We start from the raw sequence: 19,015 nt of genomic DNA, 5'->3' as shown, positions 1-19,015 counted from the left end.
TGGCAGATGCCGCAGTGCTTCGGAGACGCTCTTGCAGACCGCGCACGCGTGAGACAGACGAGCTTGCCGGGGACGCCGCTTCGGTAGATCGCCGTCACAGCCTGCGGGTCCAGCCGGCAGCAACTGACGCCTTCAGAATTTAGGCAGCTGCGCGTGCGTCGAGGTACAGCTCGACCGGTGCCTGGCGGTCCAACTTCCACAGGATTTGGATCGGCTTCGAGCCCTTGCAGCTCTGGAACTGTGCGGTGCCCAGGCAGGTGTACGGCTCGGTGCCGATATCACCGGTCTTTGCACGACGCACGAACAGCACCACATTCGAGCCTTGTTCGCGGTGGCGCTGATACCGCAGCCCCGTGGGACTCGAGGCGCTCGTGGTGCTCTGCGATTCCCAGTGGAAGAGCTCTTGGTTGATCGCGTAATCGTGGTAAAGCGTCGTTGGCGAGTAATCAGTCTCAGACTTCTTGAGCGTCACGAGAAGCGCGTCTGTCTTCAGCGACGGCATCCACTTGACGCCCTCACGAATCGCTCCGGGAACACCAGCGTCGAGAGTGCCTAGGCCCAGCCCAGCGAGCAGCTCCTCTCGGGAGTACTGCGCATGGGATCTCAGTGGGGAGATGCCCAGTGCGCCGGGGAGAGGCAGGGGGAGCGTGCGGACGGTGGTCTCGCGGTAGTCGAGGATCTGGGTTACCTCTTTCACGAGTTCTGGCAGGCTCCGCAATCGCTCGAGACCGGCTCGAATTCCGCCACCATGTCCGGACGGCCAGAAGGTGAAGTAGAGCATCGCAGCGGTGAGATCCGAGTCGAGGTTTACCGGAAGTTCGTGGGCGGTGAGTAGCTCTCGGTACCGCTCGATGCGCTCTTGGTCATCGACGTGCGCTACGTTGCCAACTTTCTTGAACAGCGCCGTGGCCTCGGGATCCAGGAGACGAGAGGCGTCCGCGGGAAAGGCCCAATCCACCAGGGCCTTCCATGATGCTGGCTGCTTCTCTCCGCGGTAAGTGCGATCGCTGGAACCGTATACGTCTGCCATGCCTCGCTCCGCATCGGTGAGGTAAGACCCCAGCGCGTAGCGGCTTGGATCCGTCCCGGTGGGCAGGTGCTGCCGAACGTCGGAAATCAGATCCTTAGTGGCCAGGCGCAGCTGCTGCTTCACGTTGTGTAGAACGATGTCTTCGGCGACCTCATCGAAGACGATCTGCGACCCTGGCGGAAGGAATGGAAACTTGTCTCGGATGCTCTTCTCTAGCCTGTTGCGGGAGAGGCCAGTGAGCGCTCTGTACTTGAGATCGAAGCGGAAGTTCTCATTCTGCAGGCCGACGAAGTCGAGCACTGTGAGGACCGCTTTGCCTTCCGTACGGCGCAGGCCGCGCCCCAGTTGCTGCAGGAAGATCGTCGCTGATTGAGTCGGACGCAGCATGAGGACCGTATCGATCATGGGAATGTCGAGGCCCTCGTTGAATATGTCGACCGCGAAAATGCACGCGAGCTCGCCATCGCGGAGCCGCTGCAAGCCCTCGCGCCGCTCCCCACTTCGCGACTCACCGGAGAGGGCGAGCGATGGGATCCCGGCGGCGTTGAAGATCTCCGCCATGTAGTGCGCGTGGTCCACGCTGACGCAGAACCCGAGCGCTTTCATTCGGGAGGGATCGGTGACCTTGTCGGCGACGGTCTTCAGCACGACGCGAGCACGCGCGTCATTGCCTGTGTAGAGCGCAGATAGTTGGCTGAGGTCGTAGCGCCCCCGTGTGAAGCGGATGCCCTGCAGATCGCTGCCGTCAGCGACCCCGAAGTAGTGGAAGGGCACGAGCAGATCGGCCTTCAGCGCGTCCCACAGTCGAAGCTCGCTGGCTATGCGCCCGTCGAAGTAGAAGTTGGCGACGTTTACACCGTCGGATCGCTCAGGTGTTGCAGTCAGGCCAAGGAGTTCACGGGGCGTGAAGTGGTCGAGAAGTCGTCGGTATGTCGTTGCCTCGGCGTGGTGAAACTCGTCGACAACGACTACGTCGAAATGCGCCGGATTCCAGCGCTCAAGCTCGGCCCCCCGCGAGATCGACTGCACGGAGGCGAACACATGCTGCCCTCGGGAGGGACGGGTGCCGTCGACGAACAGTTCCCCGAACGCGCCATCCTTGAGTACCTCGCGATAGGTGCGTAGGGACTGCTCCAGGATCTCTTTCCGATGGGCGATGAATAGCAGACTCGGTCTCGGCCCGCCTTGGGTGAGTCGCTTGTAGTCCAGCGCTGCGATGACAGTCTTCCCGGTGCCCGTGGCGGCCACGAGCAGGTTCCGATGCCGGTCGTGGGTTTCCCGCTCGGAGTGCAGATCATCGAGCATGATCTGCTGATGCGGGTACGGGCGAACATCGAGCAGGCTGACGTTGACTTCCCCGTCGCCTCGTCGCGCTCCATTCTTCGCAAGCATCTGGTCGAGGTACTCGGCATCGGTGTCCGGGTCATACGGCGCAAACGCAGAGTCGTCCCAATAGGTCGCGAAAGTTGAGGAGAACTTGTGGAGCAGTGTCGGCGTCACGTGCTTGGACAGTCGAACGTTCCACTCCAGGCCGTCGACCAGCGCTGCGCGACTCATGTTGGAGCTACCCACGTAGGCGGTGGGGAAGCCGCTCTTGCGATGGAACATCCACGCCTTCGCGTGAAGATGAGTGGACTGCGAGTCATAGTTGACCCGAACTTCAGCGCCTAGCTCCCGAACGAAGTAGTCGAGTGCGCGGCGGTCAGTAGCTCCGATGTACGTCGTGGTCAGGACTCGTATGGAGACGCCGCGCTCGGCTGCTGCGCGCAACGCATCCTCGAGAACGCGGATGCCACTCCATTGCACGAAGGCGCACAGCAGATCAATGCTGTCGGCACTCGCCATCTCGAGCCTAAGCTCGGAGCCCAGCTGCGGATCACTGCGAGAGTTCGTAAACAGCGCAACGTCAGTCAAGGGTGTCGACGGCCGACGAGGAGGCGGCGACATCGGTGCTGTGATCGAGGTAAGGAGCTGCGGGCCAGACGTCACCGTTTCGGAGCGCACAGCGGCTGGAATCGCCTGCAGCAGGCGGTTCGCAGTGTCGATCTGTTCCTCCACCGGTAGTGCGGTGAGCACCCGAAAGATCACCGCGCTGAGGTGCTGCGTGAGCACGTGTGGCGCGTCTGCAGGATCGACGTCTGCGAAGGTTCGGTCGTGCGGTTGATGGGTCTGATCATCAAGCGCCGCGGAGAGCCCTGTCGTCACCAAGAGCTCATAGAGCCCGGGGTCCAGAGCATGATTTTCACTCATCGATTCCCCAGTTGCTGAGGTGTGCGATCGAGGAAGGCATCCCGGATGATCGGCACGTCTGCTGGCGACCAGTCCAACTCGGACAACTCTTCCGGCGTGAACCACCCCATCTGGTCATGATCCGTGCTGGTCGTCGGCGCATCGGATAGTAGTTCTGTCCAGTAGCACGCCAGATCGATAACCGCGGAGCCTACCGGGGTCGTATGGCGTGAGGCCAGGTCCCCGACGTGTACCTCGACGCCCAGCTCCTCGGCGAGCTCGCGATGCAGCGCGTCCGTCGGCTTCTCCCCAGGCTCCACCTTGCCTCCAGGGAACTCCCACAGGCTGCCGGCACTGCGCTCAGGGCTGCGACGGGCAGCGAAGACGAGACCGTCACGAACGATGACCGCCCCCACAACATGGATCGCTGGCTGTGATGACATGCGGCTCCCTCTGCTGGCCCTGGCCGGTCCGCCCATCGTATGAGTGAAGGGAGACCCGTGGTTCTGAAATCCAGACATCTTGCCTGGTCGGCGTGAGCTTCGCCGTCGTCCCGACGTCGCAATGGCCGGGCATTGTGCGCGTGGGCTTGAATTCGGCCGCTACGGAGGAGTGGCCGTCGCGGGCAGCGGCACCGAGTCATGCCGCCCAATCAGCCCAGATACGCCTCGGCCAGCAGCTCAGCCGACCGCAGTCGCTGCTCCACCCGCGGTCCCTGGTGGGCGATGATCAGCTCGTCGGCGCCGGTCTGCTCAGCGAACTCGGCAACTTTGTCCCGCACATCGCCGGGGGTGCCGACGGCGCTGTAGGTCGCCATCTGGTGCAGGTGCGCGGCCTGGGGCGCGGCGAGCAGCTCATCGGCCTGCTCGTCGGTGTACTCGGTGCCAGGTTGCAGCAGCAGCGCCACCCGGCTGCGCATCATCTCGTGCTGCTGGCGCTCGGCGTCGGCCTGGTCGTCGGCCGCGATGACGTTGTAGGCGGCGAAGACGTGGGGCTTCTCGAGCTGCTCGGAGGGCGTGAACTCACGGCGGTACAGCGCGATGGCCTCGTGCAGCGCTCCCGGGGAGAAGTGCGAGGCGAACGCGTAGGGCAGGCCGAGGGCGGCAGCCAGACCGGCGCCGAACAGCGAGGAGCCGAGGATGTACAGCGGGACGTCGGTGCCCTTGCCCGGATAGGCGTTGACTCCCGGGATCTGGGACTCGCCCCGCAGGTACGCCTGGAGCTCCATGACGTCCTGGGGGAAGGTGTCGGCAGCGGCGCCGTTGCGGCGCAGTGCGCGCATCGTGTTCTGGTCGGTGCCCGGCGCCCGGCCCAGTCCCAGCTCGATCCGCCCCGGGTGGAGCGTCTCGAGGGTGCCGAACTGCTCGGCGATCACCAGCGGGGCGTGGTTGGGCAGCATGATGCCGCCCGCTCCGAGCTTGATGGTCGTAGTGTGCGCCGCGACGTGGGCGATCAGCACCGACGTGGCGGAGGACCCGATAGACGCCATGTTGTGGTGCTCGGCGTACCAGACCCGCTCGTATCCGGTCTCTTCCGCTTTCTGGGCGAGGGCGACCGTGCCCTCCAGTGCCTGCGCCATGGTCTGGTTGCGGCCGGCGGTGGCGAGGTCGAGGATCGAGAGCGGGACGGGCATGAGGCACCTTTCAGGGGCAGGCGGCACCGGACGGTGCAGCACCAGTGGGAGCAACGCCCACGGCCTCGGTTCTCTTCCCGGAGCTACCGGACAGGCGATAAACCGGGTGCCGCTGGCATGAGTGCCGCATACGCTCCACACATGCACAGCTACCCTCCGCTGAACGTGAGCGTCAGTCCCGCACGCCCCGGCTCGAGCTGCGCGGCGCGACGGCTGCGCCTCTGGGGAGCTGAGCCGGAGGGCGCGTCGACGACCATCTCCATCCCGCTGTGGAGAGAGGACCCGTCATGACGGAGACCGTCGCACTCCGCCCCCTGCGTGTCACGGACGCCGCCGAGATGGCGGTCGTTCTCGCGCACCCTGACCTCTATCGGTACACGGGCGGGGAGCCGCCCAGCACAGCTGACCTCGAGAGGCTGTATGCCATCCAGACACGGGGAAGGTCTGCCGACGGAACCGAGGAGTGGCTCAACGACATCGTCGTCGTCGGGGACGCCCAGCGAGCCGTCGGCTTCGTCCAGGCGACCCGTCCGACGGGTCAGCGGACAGCCGAGATCTCCTGGGTGATCGGCCAGCCGTGGCAGCGCCGCGGATACGCGGGCCGTGCCGCCCTGCTTCTCGCCGACGACCTCCGCGCTCGAGGAGTCACGCAGGTCATCGCCCACATCCACCCGGATCACGAGGCGTCCCAGCGGGTCGCCGAGCGGCTCGGCATGAGCCCGACCGACGTCGTCGTCGACGGGGAGACACGGTGGACCGGGCCCCTGGCGTGAGAACTGAAAGGGCTACGTCTGGTGAGGGACCGCCACCGTGAAGGGCTGGTGGTTGAAGAACCCGTTCGTCGCCGTGACGAGGAGCCGTCGGCCCGAGTCCACGTCGACCTCCGCCTCATCGAGCCCGAGCGTCCCGGACGTACCCCGGTAGCGGGCACCGACCGCGACCGCATGGAGGCCCGGCTCGACATGGACCTCTGTCGGCTGTCCCCATCGGCCGGAGTGCTCGGTCCCGTCGACGAGGACAACCGGGCGGGCGAAGATCCGGAGGAACCACCCGTTGACCCAATGGGGCTGCGGGACCACTGCGAGAGTCGACGGCATGCGCCGATCCTAGAAGCCCTCGGCGATGACCTCTTCGGTCCACTCCTCCTCGGGCACCATCCGCGCGAGCTCCCAGCGCTGCCGCACCAAGCAACTCCCTCAGCTGTGCTGGCGGGACTGGCCATACTTCGCACGCTCCCTCACCGCCCGAACAGGACCTTGACCAGCGCTGGCTGACGCCTGAAGGCTCAGCGTTCCTTTGCCGAGCTGGCCGCGCCCTGCTGTCTCCGAAGCCGGATCGGCAGGATCGACGAGGTGTACACCCGGGTGGAGAGCAACGCCAGGGCGAAGCCCACGGGGTACGCCACGATCGCCACGAGGATCACGGAGACGTTGTACTCATAGATGCCCGTGTTGCCGACGTTGACCAGCGCAGTGCCGAGCGGACGCGCGATGGCTGCGACGAACAGCGCGAAGAGCGGCGTGAGGAGCAGTGCCATGCCGAGCCCCCAGGGTCTGGGGTTGAAGAAGTGCTTCGGCAGATGCTCGACATGGCGCAGAGCGGTCCAGCGGGGCTTCACGTACCAGACCACGAACGCTGCAGTCGTGGCGCACGCCGCCACGAACCCGAAGAGATCGCTGCCCTCGAGCGCGATGATGAGGAAGATCGCTGCAGAGAAGACCACGTAGCGTGCCTTCGGGACCGTGAACAGCTTCCGGATGCCCAGAACTGCGACGATGCCGGCAACCGCTGTGACGAGGAGCCCGGCCAGCGCCCCGGTCCTCGCACTGCTCTCCATCCCGGACTGGAAGGAGTTCGAGGTCGCTGCCATGTCTTGCCGGAACTGCCTGTTCCTCGCGGCCTTCTCGAGGTCCTTCTCGACGTCGACCAGGTGGTACTGCCCGAACCAGCCTTTCGTGATGCGCGCCATGCCTGCTCCCTCCTCCGGAGATCCTGTCGTGCCCTGAGTCGATCAGTTCCCGCCGCCGTCGGAGGGCTGCGTGTCGGGCGTGGAACCCCCGCCGTCGGAGGGCTGGACGCTCTCCCCGGACCCGCCGTCGGGGAAATCGACCGTGAGCTCCTTTGACGAGAATTCCCGGTCGAGGGAGCCCTTGATCTCGTAGGCGCCGGAGTCGATCTGCAGGGAGAACCCTCCGCTCATGCTGACCGTCGCACTGGAGACGTCCGCCGGGACCGCGACGACCATGGTGCGCTCTTCGCTGTTGCTTGACGGGCTGAGCATGAGGTCGTCGTCGTGGACCTCGTCGGTGGTGGACTCCCCGTCCACCGTGACGGTCGCCGTCGCCGAGAAGCCGGTGGCCTTGATGAGGCCGGGAATCTCGGTGTCGATGGTGATCTCCGACTGCCACGTCATCACGAGCCACGCGCCACCGGGCTCGGCCCAGCCGTTCTTCTCAGTCCACGCGGTCAGCTCCAGCGTGGTCGCCTGGAACGACGTCGTCGTGGTGGTCTCGCTGTCCGCCTCGCCGTCGTACAGCACGGGGAACGGATCCACGGAGACGGGGAACGTGTGGTGGGGCTCCTGGACGCGATCGCTTCGGTAGTACACGGCGGCGACCGGATCGTCCTGTCTCTCCCCGGTGAGCAGGTCGACCATCTGATTGTGCCCCTCGCTGGAGACGACGAGGGACGCGGAGCCGTCCTTCGGTACCGAGATCAGGACGCGAGCGCTGTAGTCGCCGTCGATCTCCGCGAGATGAGCCTGGGAACCGCGAGCGCTGATCGTGAGGTCGGTGATCGGGGAGGACGGCTCCTGCAGCCCGTCGGTATCGCCGGAGGGCGCGAAGGAGAGATCGACGGCGCGGAGCACCTCGCCGTCGGCCGGAGCGAAGTCGAGCGCATCTCCGTCCGCGTCCGTCTCCGCCTCGAGGCCCACCGACTCGGCGGTGACGGTGGCGATCTCCTGCACCCCGTCGATGGTCAGCACGCCAGTGGGCGTGACAACGGTGCTGTTCTTCGGGTGGAGGGATTCCGAGGCGGTGACGTCCTTGGTGAACTCCTCCGCTGTGAAGCCCTCCTCGAGCCGCGGCAGGCCCGCCGTCGCGTCGGGCGTCGGGGCGCCACCGTCGCTGGCCCCGGAGCCCCCATCGCTCGACCCGGACCCGTCGCTCTTCTCGAAGCCGGCACGCGAGCCCGAGCTGCACGCGCTGAGAGCGAGCGTCCCGAGGATGGCGACGCCGAACGCGCGTCGGTCGATGTGCTTCGTGGTGGTGCTGCGCATGATCTTCCCCTTCATCTGAATGTGCTGTCCCCTATGAGTCGCGTCGGAGCACGATTCGGTTGCATCGGATCTGAACTTCTTCTCATTCGTCCACATGAAGCCGGTGATGGATCTCGAGCGTCGTGCCGTTCGGGCTGAGGGAACGCAGCACCACGTCGGCATTTCCCGGGCTGGCTGCGGTCATGGAGACAGTGCTCTCGTCGACGATGAATCTGCCGTCCGGCAGCACCCACACCCAGGTGTCGGCGCCCGTGACGTCCGCGGTGAACGTCGCCGTGTCGCCGACAGCGACCTCCTCGGGGCCCTCGATCGCGATCAAGGCCCCGTCGGCGGCGGCGACCGGCGCGTCGTCCCAGATCAGGTTGCCCAGACCGATGCCTGCGACGAGGCCCACGACGAGGAGCCCGACGGCCAGGAGGGTCAGGAGACGGCGACGAGGCGCCGGAGCAGCAGGCGCATCGTTCTCCGCCATTTCCGCCGGTGCGGCGGGAGGCTCGGCAAGCGCCGCTTCGATGCTCTCGAGCCACGCCTCGGCGTCGCCGGGCCGACGCCGAGGGTTCTCGGCCATCCCCCGGGCCAGAGCGCGGTGGAAGGCGGCCGGCAGTGCCGCACCGTCCGTGATCCACTGCAGCACCGCCGACATCGCCCAGACGTCCGCGCGAGCATCGACCTGACCGTGACGCTCCTGCTCAGGGGGTCGGAATCCCGACGTGCCGGCGGCGACGGTCATGCCCGAGCTGCGAGCCAGGTCCTTGCATATGCCGAGGTCCACGAGCAGCAGGCGTTCCTCCGCGGAGATCAGCGCGCCACCACCCGGGACCGCACCGCTCGAAGCATGGGGGGCGGGCCGGGAGGTGAGCAGGAGGTTCCAGGGGCTCAGGTCCCGATGCACGAGCCGCGCTCTGTGCACGGCGCCGAGCGCAGCGGTCAAGGATCGTGCGACGAGGAGGACGTCGTGCGACGTCGCCTTCCACCCCTGCGCACGCAGCGCCTCCACGCGGTCCCCGAGGGTGCCTCGGTCGGCGAGCTCGAGCACGAGGTACGGCTGGTTGTGGGGCAGCTCGCCGATGTCGTGGACGGCTGCGACATGAGGGCTGCGCGCTCGTCGCAGGGCCCGCCCCTCGCCGATGAAGCGTTCCAGCATCTCCGGATTGACCGTGTGGTTCTCCGCGAGCACTTTCACGGCGACCTCATCGTCCAGGCGCAGGTCCAGGGCGCGGTGCACCGTGGCGAATGAACCTGCTCCGAGGCGGTCGATCACCTCGTAGCGCCCGATGTGGTCCCTCACCAGGGCTCCCCGAGGATCTGCTTGAGGCGCGCTCTGCCGCGGCTGAGCTGTGCCTTCACCGTGCCCTCGGAGAGGTTGAGCCGGGCGGCGACGTCGGCGACGGGCAGCTGCTCGATCTCTTTCAGCATCAGTGGCGCCTGATACTTCTCCGGCAGCTGGGAGATGGCCGTGCGGATCGCAGCGCGAGAGGCGACCCTCGAGCTGAATCGCTGAGCGGGCAGCTGGGCCTCGTCCAGCGCGGCGACGTGCCGCTGCGTGCGCAGATGATCAGCGACGCGACGCCTCACGAGGGGATGCAGCCAGGTGGAGACCTTGCCGTCGCCGCGGTACTGGCGGATGGATTTCATGACGGACATGAGCACTTCCTGGGACACGTCGTCGACGGCGTTCTGGTCCAGGAGCATCGATCCCACCATGCGGTGGACGGTCCTGGAGCGCTCGAGGATCGTGACGAGCTCCTCCAAGGCGTCCTTGTCCCCGGCGGCTGCCCGCGACGCCGCACGCGCCGCTCGATCTTCGTCGTACGTCCCCGATTTTTCGGACTGGTGTTCCCCCGGCATGCCGTGGAGTCTACTGGCGGACCTGGGTGCCGACGCGGTCGCCGATGGGCCATCCCCCTCCCCGCGCCAATCGTGAGGACAGCGGATTTCCGTCCGGACGTCTGGTGCAGGCATGGTGGCGCGGGCGACAGAGCAGCCAGGCGCTCAGGCGTCAGACGATGTTCGAGTCGTGGTGCTTGGCGGCCTCGGCGATGACCTCTTCGGTCCACTCCTCCTCGGGCACCATCCGCGCGAGCTCCCAGCGCTGATGCACCGGGCACTTCTGGAAGCGGCGGTTACCCAGGCGGATGGCCTTGAACGAGACGAGCGGGAACCACACGGTCTCGTAGCAGGCGCCTTTGCTGCATTGCACGATGGTGCGGTCCAGTTCCATACCCGCAGGTTACCCCCGGCCCCGGAGCAGCTCTCGCGCTCGGTCGCCGTCTGGAAGACTGGCCGTGCACCTGGCGTCGCTGCTCAGCGGCGCCCTGACGAACTGAGGTCGATGATGTCCCTGCAGTACCGCACCCCCTCCCGCCTGGGCCACCCGCTGTCCGTGATCGGGCAGGGCTGCTGGCAGATCGGCGCCGACTGGGGCGATGTCTCCGAGGACTCCGCGAACGCCGTGCTCGATGCTGCGCTCGAGGCCGGCGTGACCTTCTTCGACACGGCCGACGTCTACGGGGACGGCCGTAGCGAGCGGCTCGTGGGCCAGCTGCGTCAGCGCGCGGCGGGCTCTGCGGGCCCGTCGGCCCCGCTGTTCGTCGCCACCAAGGCGTCGCGTCGGGCGGATCCCTTCGCCCCGGAGTCCTTCACCGAGGAGAACCTCCGCGCGTGGGTGGAGCGCTCGCGGCAGAACCTCGCCACCGACACCCTCGACCTCGTGCAGCTGCACTGCCCGCCGCCCGCGATCTACCGCGATGACCAGGTGTTCGACGTGCTCGACGCCCTGGTCGAGGAGAAGAAGATCGCTGCGTGGGGCGTGAGCGTCGAGACCTGCGAGGAGGCGCTGATCAGCCTCGAGCGCGAGCACCTCGCCTCGATCCAGATCATCCTGAACCCGTTCCGCCTCAAGCCGCTGGACGAGGTCGTGCCCCAGGCCCGCGAGAAGGGCGTCGCGATCATCGCGCGCGTGCCCCTGGCCTCCGGCCTGCTCACGGGCAAGTTCTCCCCGTCCACCACCTTCGCCGACAACGACCACCGCCACTTCAACCGCGGCGGCGAGGCCTTCGACCAGGGCGAGACCTTCTCCGGCGTCGACTACGAGATCGGGCTGCAGGCCGTGGCCCGCCTCGAGCAGGCGCTCGACGGCGTGATGCCGCTGCCCGAGGCCTCCCTGCGCTGGATCATCGCCCAGGACGGCGTCACCGCCGCGATCCCCGGCGCCAGCAGCGCCACGCAGGCACAGCGCAACGCCGCCGCCGGCAGTGAGCCGACCGCCGAGCAGCAGGCCGTGCTCGAGACGTTCGACGCCGCCGTGCGGGAGACCTACGACGAGCTGCTGCGCGAGGCGATCCACCCCCGCTGGTGATCCTGAGCCGAGAGAGGCCGCCGCGACCCCGTATGACGGGGCTGCGGCGGCCTCCTCAGTTCCCGCCCGGGACCGGCCAGGGCGGTCAGACGGCGGCGTCGGCGTTCTCGTCGGCCGTGACGTCGTGGCGGACATCGCCGAGCAGGTGAGCGCCGCCCAGCGGCCCGTCGACCCAGTCGGCGAGCTGCCAGCCCTGATCCGGATGACCCTCGAGCGCGACCATGCCCGTGTTGTGCAGGGGGCGTCCGTCGCGGGTGGACGGCTCGAGGCCCGCGGCGAGCGTCGCGAACACTCGGATCGCCGCACCGTGGCTGACCACGGCGACCGTCGCGTCCTCCGGATGGTTCGCGGCGATCTCGCGCAGCGCCCCCTCGTAGCGGGCCCAGAACGTGTGCCCGTCCTCGCCGCCGGGCAGCGCATGGTCGAAGTCGCGACCGCCCCAGATCGCCTGGGTCTGCTGGTAGGCCTCGACCGACTCGGCATCGCGGTGCATCTCGACGTCCCCCGCGGGGATCTCCTCGAACCCCTCGGTGACGTGGGCCTCGAGCCCGAGCGCCTCGGCCAGCGGCGCGGCCGTCTCGTGGGTGCGCACCAGCGGAGACACGTACAGGCCGGCGATGCTCTCCTCGGCGAGGGCGGTCGGGAGCGCCCGGGCCTGCTCACGGCCCAGCTCGGTCAGCCCGGCGCCGGGGCAAGCGGTGTCGAGCGCACCGAGGATGTTGTTCGGGGTCTGGCCATGGCGGATGAGGAGAAGTCGCATATCCCGGACCATAGGCCACGAGGCTTTGAAAGGGGATCGGACCAGGCGCCGGAGTGCACGGCACCACGATCACCGGTGGGTCCCGGCGTAGCCTGGTCATGACCCCGTGCCCAGCCAAGGAGCGCCCATGCGACGCAGCATCCTCAACGACCCGGATGATCTGATCCCCGAGGCCCTCGAAGGCCTCGCCCTCACCCACCCCACGCAGCTTGAGCTCAACGCCGAGCACCGCTTCCTCAGCCGCAAGGAGCCCGCCCGCGACAAGGTGGGCCTGGTCAGCGGCGGCGGATCCGGGCACGAGCCGCTGCACGCCGGGTTCGTGGGCACCGGGATGCTCGACGTCGCGGTCGCCGGCGCCGTGTTCGCCAGCCCCACCGCGCTGCAGGTCCTGGCGGCCACGAAGGCGGCCGACGCGGGCCGCGGCGTGGTCCAGATCGTCAAGAACTACACCGGCGACGTGCTGAACTTCCGCATCGCCGGGGAGATCAGCGGCGACGACGCGATCGACACCGAGATCGTGCTGGTGGACGACGACGTCGCGACCGACAGCGGGGACGACGGCCCCGGCCGGCGCGGCACCGCCGCCACCGTGATCGTCGAGAAGGTGTGCGGCGCGGCCGCCGAGGAGGGCGCGAGCCTCGCCGACGTCGCCGCGATCGGGCGCCGGGTCGCGGCGTCGGCCCGCACCATGTCCCTGGCGCTCGCCGCCGGCACGCACCCGGGCGATGACCGCCCCCAGTTCGACCTCGGGGACGACGAGGTCGAGCTCGGCGTGGGCATCCACGGGGAGCGGGCCGCGAAGCGCGCCTCCTTCACCGATGCGAACGGGCTCACCGACCTGCTGCTCGAGCCGCTGCTGGCCGAGCTCGACCTGCACCGCGGGGACGAGGTCCTCGCGATCGTCAACGGCCTGGGCTCCACCTACCCCCTCGAGCTCCAGCTCGTCGCCCGCGCCCTGCACCACCGCCTCGGCGAGGCGGGCATCGAGATCGGCCGCTCGCTCGTCGGCTCCTATGTGACCAGCATGGACATGCACGGCGTCTCGATCACCCTGATGCCCCTGGACGACGAGCTGCGCCGACTCTGGGACGCCCCCGTCCGCACCCCGGCCCTGACCTGGTAAGGAACACGCCATGACCGAAAAGACCTTCAGCAGGACCCTCCCCGCCGGCTTCGGCCGCGCCTTCGTCCTCACCCTGCGCGAGGCCCTCGAGGGCGCCGCGGACGACCTCGGCGACCTCGACCGCCGCGCCGGCGACGGCGACTTCGGCACCAACGTGCGCACCGCGATGAAGCACCTCGACGCGAACCTCGAGGCCGAGCCGCCCAGCAGCTATCGCGAATGGCTGACCGCGCTGTACATGGCGTGGCTCGGCGTGGGCGGCACCAGCGGCCCCCTCTTCGGCATGTTCTTCCGCGACCTCGCGAAGGCCGGGGAGGAATCGGGCGCCGCGGGCGCCGAGGCCCCCACCATCTCCCAGTTCACGGACGCGCTCGCCGCCGGCCAGGCCACCGTGCAGCGCTACGGCGAGGCGAAGGTGGGCGACAAGACGATGATCGACTCCCTCGACCCGGCCGTCGCCGCCCTGCGCGCGGCCCTCGAGGCGGATGCGGAGACCAGCGCCGTCGAGGCCCTGTTCGCGGCGGAGGATGCCGCTGTCGCGGGGGCCACCGCCACCGCGCAGACCACCGCCCGCCGTGGCCGTGCGAGCTACGTCGGCGACGCCTCGAAGGGCGTCATCGACCCCGGCTCCGCCGCCATGGCCATCGTGATCAGCTCCGCTCGTGCCGGCGCCGACGGCTCCGGCGTCGCCCACTTCGGCTGGATCGCCTGAGGGCACCTGCCGTCCCGGATGCCGAGGAGCAGGGCACAGGTCCTGGTGCCCTGCGGCGATGCATGGAGGCCCTGCCTCGTCCCGATCGGCGAGCTCAGCGAGCCCTGATCCTGCAGTAGGCCTGTACTGCTGCGAGATCGGGGTCGTGCTCCCCGATCGAGGCGTGGTGCGTGATGGTTGTAGGCTCCGGCACCCCGCTGTCGACATCGCGCATCCAGTACGCCCAGCAGAGCCCCGTGCCCGTGGCCGGGTGTCCGTGCTTGGACAGGAACCTGACCCCCAGGGGGCGCGTTCCGTCGTCGAGAGTGACCTCATCACGAAGCACGCGGGCGATCGCAGTTGTCAGTGTCCGGTCGTCCCCGGTGAGGTGAGCGAGCGTCAGAGGTTCCTCGAGTTCGCCGTCGGCCGTCGGCCAGGGATGTTCGTGCAAGTCCTCGAGGGCGGTGATCGTCTCGGTGGCCGTGTTGTCGATCCACGAGCCAGCCGGAAATGCGAGGGCATAGACCCGCCTCCCTTCCCGGAAGGTGCGGGGGAGCCAGCTGGCCTTCATCGACCCGGTCTCGTCCCACTCGGCGACGATGTCGCGCCAGAGCTCGTCGAGATTCTTCCCGAGGGCGTCCGCGATCGGCTGGAGAGCGCGGCGCTCTCTGCTGACGTCGGTACGGTACGGCGCCAGCAGCTCCATATAGGCGGTGACCCGGTCAGCGCACGCGTAGATCGTCCGCCCGGGTGTGTCGTACCGGCTCCACGCCTCAGGGCCGCTGTTCGAAGCTCGAGCAACGGGGTCGAGAGGGCCGTAGGACTCGCGGGCGATGCGCAGAGCGGAGACCGGGCTCGCCACGAGGGCGAGCCCGGTCCGCGAACAGATCCGCTCATCTGGTGCGGGCATGAGCGCGCGTCAGCCGCTGAACGTGTCGTCGACCAGCGCCTCAGCGGCCGTCGCAACCTCCGGGAGGCGACCTTCGCGGATTGCATTCACCGGAGTGTCATAGCCCAGCCAGGGGTTCGCTCCGATGAACCACACCCGAGCGACGTGCTCCCCCTCCGCCTCGGCCACCTTCTGCCACTGTTCGTAGGCGAAGACGAGGCGCTTGATGGTCTCCGGTCGCGGCTGAGGACCTGTTGCCTTCGCCCACCTATGGGAGGACTTCGTATCGGAGGAGCCGGCCAGAGCCGAGACCAGCGTTCCACCCAGCGAGGCGTTCAGGCGCCGGGTGAGCTCCCGGATGTCCAGGGCGATCGCACGACGGTAGGCCGAGTCATGGATCGCACCAGCACCGGTCGAGGGTGCGGCAGAGGATGTCGTGGGGACCATGGGTGCCTCCGTTCTGAGGTCTATGCCCTCTACGATACTCGGACTTGTCCCCGCATGGCTACCCCTATGCCACGCAAATGCCACTGTTCTGCGCCCATTCGGGCCGCTTGCGGCCGTGGCAGAACGTGGCAGTCCTCTGGCTCGCTGGATCTGGTCGTCGGCACCCGGGTCGCGGACGGGCGCGGGGCGCGATGTTCTGCACTGGTAGCTTCAGTTCTCGTGTCCGACCTCGCTGCCCTGATCCCCACCCTCGGCGCCGCCACCTGGGTGCTGGTGATGATCGGTGCGCTCGTCGTGGGCCTGTCCAAGACCGCCATGCCCGGCGGCGGCACCATCGCCGTCGGCCTCTTCGCGCTCGCCCTGCCGGCGAAGGAATCCACCGCCGCGCTGCTGCTCCTGCTCATGGTCGGCGACGCGACCGCGCTATGGGTCTATCGGCGCGAGCCCGACGTGCGCACGCTGGTGCGACTGATCCCCAGCGTGCTCATCGGCATCGTGCTCGGCACGATCTTCTTCGCGACCGTGGGCGGGGACACCGTGCGCACCACGATCGGCGTGATCCTGCTGGTGCTGATCGCGGTGACCGTGTGGCGGCGGCGCTCGGCTCGCGTGAAGAAGTCGGCGGATCCGTCCGCGGCCGCGGACGCCGGCGACGCGACCGATCCGGCAGTCGCCCCGTCGGGCGCCGGGGTCGCGCTCAGCCGTGCCGGGTACGGGGTGCTGGGCGGCTTCACCACGATGGTCGCCAACGCCGGCGGACCCGTGATGTCGATGTACTTCTACGCGATGCGGATGCCGGTGCTGACCTTCCTGGGCACCTCCGCCTGGTTCTTCGCGATCGTCAACGTCATCAAGCTGCCCTTCTCCGCCGGCCTCGGCCTCATCACCCGCGACACCCTGGTCATGGACCTGATGCTGGTGCCGCTGGTGCTGATCGGCGCGTACTGCGGGGCGAAGATCGCGCGGCGGATCCCGCAGGGCGTCTTCGAGAAGCTGATCCTGGTGCTCACCGTGGTCTCGGCGCTGGCACTGCTCGTCCTCTGAGCTCGGGTCCTCCGGGCTCTGGTCCGGGCGGGCCTCTGCCCCGGGGAGCGCGGTGGCTCAGCGGGCGTCGGGCGCGAGCGTGGCGACGCCCGCCCAGGCGCTGATCTCCTCGAGCACGCTGAGCAGCTCGGGCGGCTGGATCACCTCGATCGGACCGCCCAGGCTGATCAGGTGCATGGCCACCCAGCGCAGATCCCCGCTGTCGGATCCGGCGCGCACGATGCAGGCGTGCTCCCCGTCGGCCGTGACCGTCGCCGCCCGCACCGGGATGAGCTTCTCGACCTCGTGGAGCGGCCGACGGATGCGGGCCACCACCTCCGTCGTGTACCCGCCCACGGTGATCGACTGGCGCACGGTGGCCTCGATGCTCGGCGTGGGTCGCGGCGTGATCGGGAAGGTGCTGGGGTGCACGGCCTGCATGCGGTCCAGGCGGAAGGTGCGCCAGTCCTCGCGGTCCAGGTCCCAGGCGAACAGGTACCAGCGCCCGTCGACAGACAGCACCCGTCGCGGCTCGATGCGGCGCTCACCGCGCTCGCCGTCCCCCTTCTCGTAGTCCAGGCGCACCCGCAGCCCGTCCCGCACCGCGGTGGCCAGGGCGATCAGCACGGCGGCGCTCGCAGCAGGGACGGGCCGGGCCACCACCCCCAGGGCGTCGGTGACGGCGGAGACCTCCGAGCGGACCGTCGGCGGCAGGATGCGATCCAGGGCCGCGAGTGCCCGCAGCGCCTCTGCGTCCAGCCCCTCGAGGCCCGAGGCGGCGGCGAGCCGCAGTCCCACCGCGACCGCCACTGCCTCCTGCGATCCCAGCAGCAGCGGCGGCAGCTCCCGCCCGGCACCCAGCTGGTAGCCGCCGCCGTGCCCCGCCGACGTGAGCACCGGGTATCCCATCGAGCGCAGCCGGTCCACGTCCCGGCGCACGGTCCGCTCGGTCACGGCGAGCTCGGCGGCCAGCTCCGGCCCGGTCCAGACGGTGCGGGACTGGAGCAGGGCGAGCAGTCGCAGGGCTCGGGTGGTCACGTTGCTCATGGGAAGAGTGTGCCCGTCTTCGCGGACAGAAACTGTCCGCTTCAGGGAGGAAGGTGGTTCTCGACCGCACAAGAGGGCGTCGCGGACTCCCGCCGCCCGCACCGAAGGAGAACCGAACCATGCCGTTCCTCACCGCAGAGACGACCGACGAGCTCGACAACCTCGCGACCTTCGCCCAGCAGCAGATCGAGCAGGTCGCCACGGCCCTTCACAGCCTGAGCCCCGAGCAGCTCCGCCAGGTCCCGAGCGCCTCGGGGATGAGCCTCGGTGCGCTGTCCCGGCACGTCCTCCTCATGGCAGAGACGGCGGCGCGGACGATCGCCGCGGCCCCCGGGGAAGGAGCGGCCCCCGACCGCGCCCCGGAGCAGTACCAGGCCGAAGGCGGCCTCGCCCCGGAGGCCGCCCGCGAGGAGGACACCGCGGAGTCGCTGACCGAACTGCTCCGGACGGCGGGACAGGACCTCGCGGACGCCATCCGCGGCACCGATCCCGAGACCCGGGGCCCGGTCCCGGATCAGCCCTGGTTCGAGGGACGTACGACCTGGAGCATGCGGTGGTACGCCCTGCACCTGGTCGAGGAGAACGCCCGCCACGCCGGCCACGCGGACATCCTGCGCGAGAGCATCGACGGCAGGGGCACGTACGAGCTCAACGCCCTCGCCGCCGGGCAGACCTGGCCGCCCGAGGGCTGGTGAGCCCGGGCCCGAGGGGCGGTCTCACGACCGACGACCGACCGCTGACGACCGACCCCCGACCGACGACCGACGACCGGCAACCGACCGCCGACGACTGATATCCAGGAGGAGAGCACGATGACCAGCAGCGACGCACCCACCGAGAGCGCCGACCCGGTACCGGGCAAGGACGGCGACCTGCCCACGGTCCTGATCGATCAGATCGAGTTCCATGTCCGCGAATTCCTACGCCCCCGGCTCGACGGGCTGAGCGACGAGGAGTACTTCTTCGATCCGTCGGCCGACGGGAAGGCCTGGACCGTCCACCCGCGCACCCCCGAGGGCCAGGCTCCGCCCACGTCCATCCAGGGCGGCAGCGGGGACATGGTCATCGACTTCGAGTTCCCCGAGCCCGAACCCACACCGCTGACCACGATCGCGTGGCGCCTCGGACATATCGTCGTCGGGGTGCTCGGAGCCCGCAGCAACGCCCACTTCGGCGGGCCGTCGGCGGACTACATGACCTGGGACTACGCGGCGACCGCCCAGGAGGCGCTGGCCCAGTTCGACGCCGGGTACGACCGCTGGATCACGGGCGTCCGCTCCTGGAGCACGGAGGACCTGCAGGTCGCCGTGGGGGAGGCCGAAGGGCCGTACTACGCCGAGTACTCCCGCGCCACGCTCGTCGCGCACATCAACCGCGAGCTCATCCACCACCTCGCCGAGATCGCCCTGCTGCGGGACCTCTGGACGCACCGTGACTGAGGCACTGAGGCACTGAGGCACTGAGGTACTGAGGTACTGAGGTCCTGGGGAACTGGGGCGCTGAGG

General features: G+C 68.7%; 20 protein-coding genes. 7 read left to right on the top strand and 13 right to left on the bottom strand.

Annotated features, from left to right (window positions below; all coding sequences use genetic code 11):
* Window positions 1-139 precede the first annotated feature (139 nt).
* The 3 genes from ACT3UL_RS06980 to ACT3UL_RS06970 all read right to left on the bottom strand — a co-directional run bounded on the left by ACT3UL_RS06980 (window position 140) and on the right by ACT3UL_RS06970 (window position 4,892).
* On the bottom strand, window positions 140-3,280 hold the full coding sequence (locus ACT3UL_RS06980) for a DUF3427 domain-containing protein (RefSeq protein ID WP_444577407.1): 3,141 nt from the start codon (window positions 3,278-3,280) through the stop codon (window positions 140-142).
* Window positions 3,277-3,702 (bottom strand): (deoxy)nucleoside triphosphate pyrophosphohydrolase, encoded by a 426-nt coding sequence (locus ACT3UL_RS06975; protein WP_444577406.1) that lies wholly within the window; start codon window positions 3,700-3,702, stop codon window positions 3,277-3,279. Before ACT3UL_RS06975 ends, ACT3UL_RS06980 begins: the two co-directional genes overlap by 4 nt.
* A 209-nt stretch (window positions 3,703-3,911) precedes the next feature.
* Entirely contained in the window at window positions 3,912-4,892 is a 981-nt protein-coding gene (locus tag ACT3UL_RS06970; protein ID WP_444577405.1) for an LLM class flavin-dependent oxidoreductase, read from the bottom strand.
* A 287-nt stretch (window positions 4,893-5,179) separates the two neighbouring features.
* On the opposite strand from ACT3UL_RS06970, the gene ACT3UL_RS06965 reads away from it, so the two are divergent.
* Window positions 5,180-5,665 carry a GNAT family N-acetyltransferase gene (locus ACT3UL_RS06965; protein WP_444577404.1) on the top strand — a complete coding sequence of 162 codons (486 nt, stop codon included), beginning with the start codon at window positions 5,180-5,182 and terminating at the stop codon, window positions 5,663-5,665.
* 12 nt (window positions 5,666-5,677) lie between these two features.
* Here the strand turns inward: ACT3UL_RS06965 and ACT3UL_RS06960 are convergent, their stop codons facing one another.
* From ACT3UL_RS06960 to ACT3UL_RS06935, 6 genes are all read right to left on the bottom strand, one after another.
* Window positions 5,678-5,989 carry a hypothetical protein gene (locus tag ACT3UL_RS06960; protein ID WP_444577403.1) on the bottom strand — a complete coding sequence of 104 codons (312 nt, stop codon included), beginning with the start codon at window positions 5,987-5,989 and terminating at the stop codon, window positions 5,678-5,680.
* A 188-nt stretch (window positions 5,990-6,177) separates the two neighbouring features.
* The gene (locus tag ACT3UL_RS06955; protein ID WP_444577401.1) at window positions 6,178-6,861 is read right to left on the bottom strand and encodes a hypothetical protein; all 684 of its coding nucleotides are present in this window, start codon (window positions 6,859-6,861) and stop codon (window positions 6,178-6,180) included.
* A gap of 42 nt (window positions 6,862-6,903) precedes the next feature.
* Window positions 6,904-8,172 (bottom strand): hypothetical protein, encoded by a 1,269-nt coding sequence (locus tag ACT3UL_RS06950; protein WP_444577399.1) that lies wholly within the window; start codon window positions 8,170-8,172, stop codon window positions 6,904-6,906.
* An 82-nt stretch (window positions 8,173-8,254) separates the two neighbouring features.
* Complete coding sequence (locus tag ACT3UL_RS06945) at window positions 8,255-9,460, bottom strand: protein kinase domain-containing protein (protein WP_444577397.1); 1,206 nt, start codon at window positions 9,458-9,460, stop codon at window positions 8,255-8,257.
* Entirely contained in the window at window positions 9,457-10,020 is a 564-nt protein-coding gene (locus ACT3UL_RS06940) for an RNA polymerase sigma factor (protein ID WP_444577396.1), read from the bottom strand. Before ACT3UL_RS06940 ends, ACT3UL_RS06945 begins: the two co-directional genes overlap by 4 nt.
* Before the next feature lie 151 nt (window positions 10,021-10,171).
* Window positions 10,172-10,393, bottom strand: a complete 222-nt coding sequence (locus ACT3UL_RS06935) for a hypothetical protein (protein ID WP_444577394.1) — start codon at window positions 10,391-10,393, stop codon at window positions 10,172-10,174.
* Window positions 10,394-10,513: 120 nt separating this feature from the next.
* Here ACT3UL_RS06935 and ACT3UL_RS06930 point away from each other — a divergent pair, with 120 nt between their 5' ends.
* Complete coding sequence (locus tag ACT3UL_RS06930; protein ID WP_444577535.1) at window positions 10,514-11,530, top strand: aldo/keto reductase; 1,017 nt, start codon at window positions 10,514-10,516, stop codon at window positions 11,528-11,530.
* Between the two features lie 85 nt (window positions 11,531-11,615).
* Here the strand turns inward: ACT3UL_RS06930 and ACT3UL_RS06925 are convergent, their stop codons facing one another.
* Entirely contained in the window at window positions 11,616-12,290 is a 675-nt protein-coding gene (locus ACT3UL_RS06925; RefSeq protein WP_444577393.1) for a histidine phosphatase family protein, read from the bottom strand.
* Between the two features lie 127 nt (window positions 12,291-12,417).
* On the opposite strand from ACT3UL_RS06925, the gene ACT3UL_RS06920 reads away from it, so the two are divergent.
* Window positions 12,418-13,413, top strand: a complete 996-nt coding sequence (locus ACT3UL_RS06920) for a dihydroxyacetone kinase subunit DhaK (protein WP_444577392.1) — start codon at window positions 12,418-12,420, stop codon at window positions 13,411-13,413.
* 10 nt (window positions 13,414-13,423) lie between these two features.
* Complete coding sequence (locus ACT3UL_RS06915; protein WP_444577391.1) at window positions 13,424-14,125, top strand: DAK2 domain-containing protein; 702 nt, start codon at window positions 13,424-13,426, stop codon at window positions 14,123-14,125.
* Between the two features lie 94 nt (window positions 14,126-14,219).
* Here the strand turns inward: ACT3UL_RS06915 and ACT3UL_RS06910 are convergent, their stop codons facing one another.
* A complete protein-coding gene (locus ACT3UL_RS06910; protein ID WP_343924432.1) occupies window positions 14,220-15,014 on the bottom strand; it encodes a hypothetical protein in 795 nt (264 codons plus the stop codon).
* A gap of 9 nt (window positions 15,015-15,023) precedes the next feature.
* The gene (locus ACT3UL_RS06905; protein ID WP_226850691.1) at window positions 15,024-15,440 is read right to left on the bottom strand and encodes a hypothetical protein; all 417 of its coding nucleotides are present in this window, start codon (window positions 15,438-15,440) and stop codon (window positions 15,024-15,026) included.
* Between the two features lie 219 nt (window positions 15,441-15,659).
* On the opposite strand from ACT3UL_RS06905, the gene ACT3UL_RS06900 reads away from it, so the two are divergent.
* Window positions 15,660-16,484 carry a sulfite exporter TauE/SafE family protein gene (locus tag ACT3UL_RS06900; RefSeq protein ID WP_444577389.1) on the top strand — a complete coding sequence of 275 codons (825 nt, stop codon included), beginning with the start codon at window positions 15,660-15,662 and terminating at the stop codon, window positions 16,482-16,484.
* Window positions 16,485-16,541: 57 nt separating this feature from the next.
* On the opposite strand, the gene ACT3UL_RS06895 is transcribed toward ACT3UL_RS06900, so the two are convergent.
* Window positions 16,542-17,510 (bottom strand): helix-turn-helix transcriptional regulator, encoded by a 969-nt coding sequence (locus ACT3UL_RS06895; RefSeq protein ID WP_444577388.1) that lies wholly within the window; start codon window positions 17,508-17,510, stop codon window positions 16,542-16,544.
* 119 nt (window positions 17,511-17,629) lie between these two features.
* Between ACT3UL_RS06895 and ACT3UL_RS06890 the strand changes: the two genes are divergently transcribed.
* A complete protein-coding gene (locus ACT3UL_RS06890; RefSeq protein ID WP_444577386.1) occupies window positions 17,630-18,205 on the top strand; it encodes a mycothiol transferase in 576 nt (191 codons plus the stop codon).
* Between the two features lie 117 nt (window positions 18,206-18,322).
* A complete protein-coding gene (locus tag ACT3UL_RS06885) occupies window positions 18,323-18,949 on the top strand; it encodes a DinB family protein (protein ID WP_444577384.1) in 627 nt (208 codons plus the stop codon).
* The last annotated feature ends 66 nt before the right edge of the window (window positions 18,950-19,015 follow it).

Origin of the sequence: Brachybacterium sp. 107, from assembly GCF_052379725.1 — a bacterium.
GTDB lineage: Bacteria > Actinomycetota > Actinomycetes > Actinomycetales > Dermabacteraceae > Brachybacterium.
The sequence above is the reverse complement of the archived record's forward strand: the minus strand, read 5'-3'. Positions and strand labels throughout refer to the sequence as shown.

What these genes read in the sequence shown, in the direction of transcription:
- ACT3UL_RS06970 (WP_444577405.1), bottom strand. Translation starts at nt 4,892, where the DNA reads ATGCCCGTCCCGCTCTCGATCCTCGACCTCGCCACCGCCGGCCGCAAC.
- ACT3UL_RS06915 (WP_444577391.1), top strand. Translation starts at nt 13,424, where the DNA reads ATGACCGAAAAGACCTTCAGCAGGACCCTCCCCGCCGGCTTCGGCCGC.
- ACT3UL_RS06890 (WP_444577386.1), top strand. Translation starts at nt 17,630, where the DNA reads ATGCCGTTCCTCACCGCAGAGACGACCGACGAGCTCGACAACCTCGCG.
- ACT3UL_RS06980 (WP_444577407.1), bottom strand. Translation starts at nt 3,280, where the DNA reads ATGAGTGAAAATCATGCTCTGGACCCCGGGCTCTATGAGCTCTTGGTG.
- ACT3UL_RS06935 (WP_444577394.1), bottom strand. Translation starts at nt 10,393, where the DNA reads ATGGAACTGGACCGCACCATCGTGCAATGCAGCAAAGGCGCCTGCTAC.
- ACT3UL_RS06895 (WP_444577388.1), bottom strand. Translation starts at nt 17,510, where the DNA reads ATGAGCAACGTGACCACCCGAGCCCTGCGACTGCTCGCCCTGCTCCAG.
- ACT3UL_RS06950 (WP_444577399.1), bottom strand. Translation starts at nt 8,172, where the DNA reads ATGCGCAGCACCACCACGAAGCACATCGACCGACGCGCGTTCGGCGTC.
- ACT3UL_RS06910 (WP_343924432.1), bottom strand. Translation starts at nt 15,014, where the DNA reads ATGCCCGCACCAGATGAGCGGATCTGTTCGCGGACCGGGCTCGCCCTC.
- ACT3UL_RS06905 (WP_226850691.1), bottom strand. Translation starts at nt 15,440, where the DNA reads ATGGTCCCCACGACATCCTCTGCCGCACCCTCGACCGGTGCTGGTGCG.
- ACT3UL_RS06965 (WP_444577404.1), top strand. Translation starts at nt 5,180, where the DNA reads ATGACGGAGACCGTCGCACTCCGCCCCCTGCGTGTCACGGACGCCGCC.
- ACT3UL_RS06885 (WP_444577384.1), top strand. Translation starts at nt 18,323, where the DNA reads ATGACCAGCAGCGACGCACCCACCGAGAGCGCCGACCCGGTACCGGGC.
- ACT3UL_RS06920 (WP_444577392.1), top strand. Translation starts at nt 12,418, where the DNA reads ATGCGACGCAGCATCCTCAACGACCCGGATGATCTGATCCCCGAGGCC.
- ACT3UL_RS06940 (WP_444577396.1), bottom strand. Translation starts at nt 10,020, where the DNA reads ATGCCGGGGGAACACCAGTCCGAAAAATCGGGGACGTACGACGAAGAT.
- ACT3UL_RS06975 (WP_444577406.1), bottom strand. Translation starts at nt 3,702, where the DNA reads ATGTCATCACAGCCAGCGATCCATGTTGTGGGGGCGGTCATCGTTCGT.
- ACT3UL_RS06955 (WP_444577401.1), bottom strand. Translation starts at nt 6,861, where the DNA reads ATGGCGCGCATCACGAAAGGCTGGTTCGGGCAGTACCACCTGGTCGAC.
- ACT3UL_RS06960 (WP_444577403.1), bottom strand. Translation starts at nt 5,989, where the DNA reads ATGCCGTCGACTCTCGCAGTGGTCCCGCAGCCCCATTGGGTCAACGGG.
- ACT3UL_RS06925 (WP_444577393.1), bottom strand. Translation starts at nt 12,290, where the DNA reads ATGCGACTTCTCCTCATCCGCCATGGCCAGACCCCGAACAACATCCTC.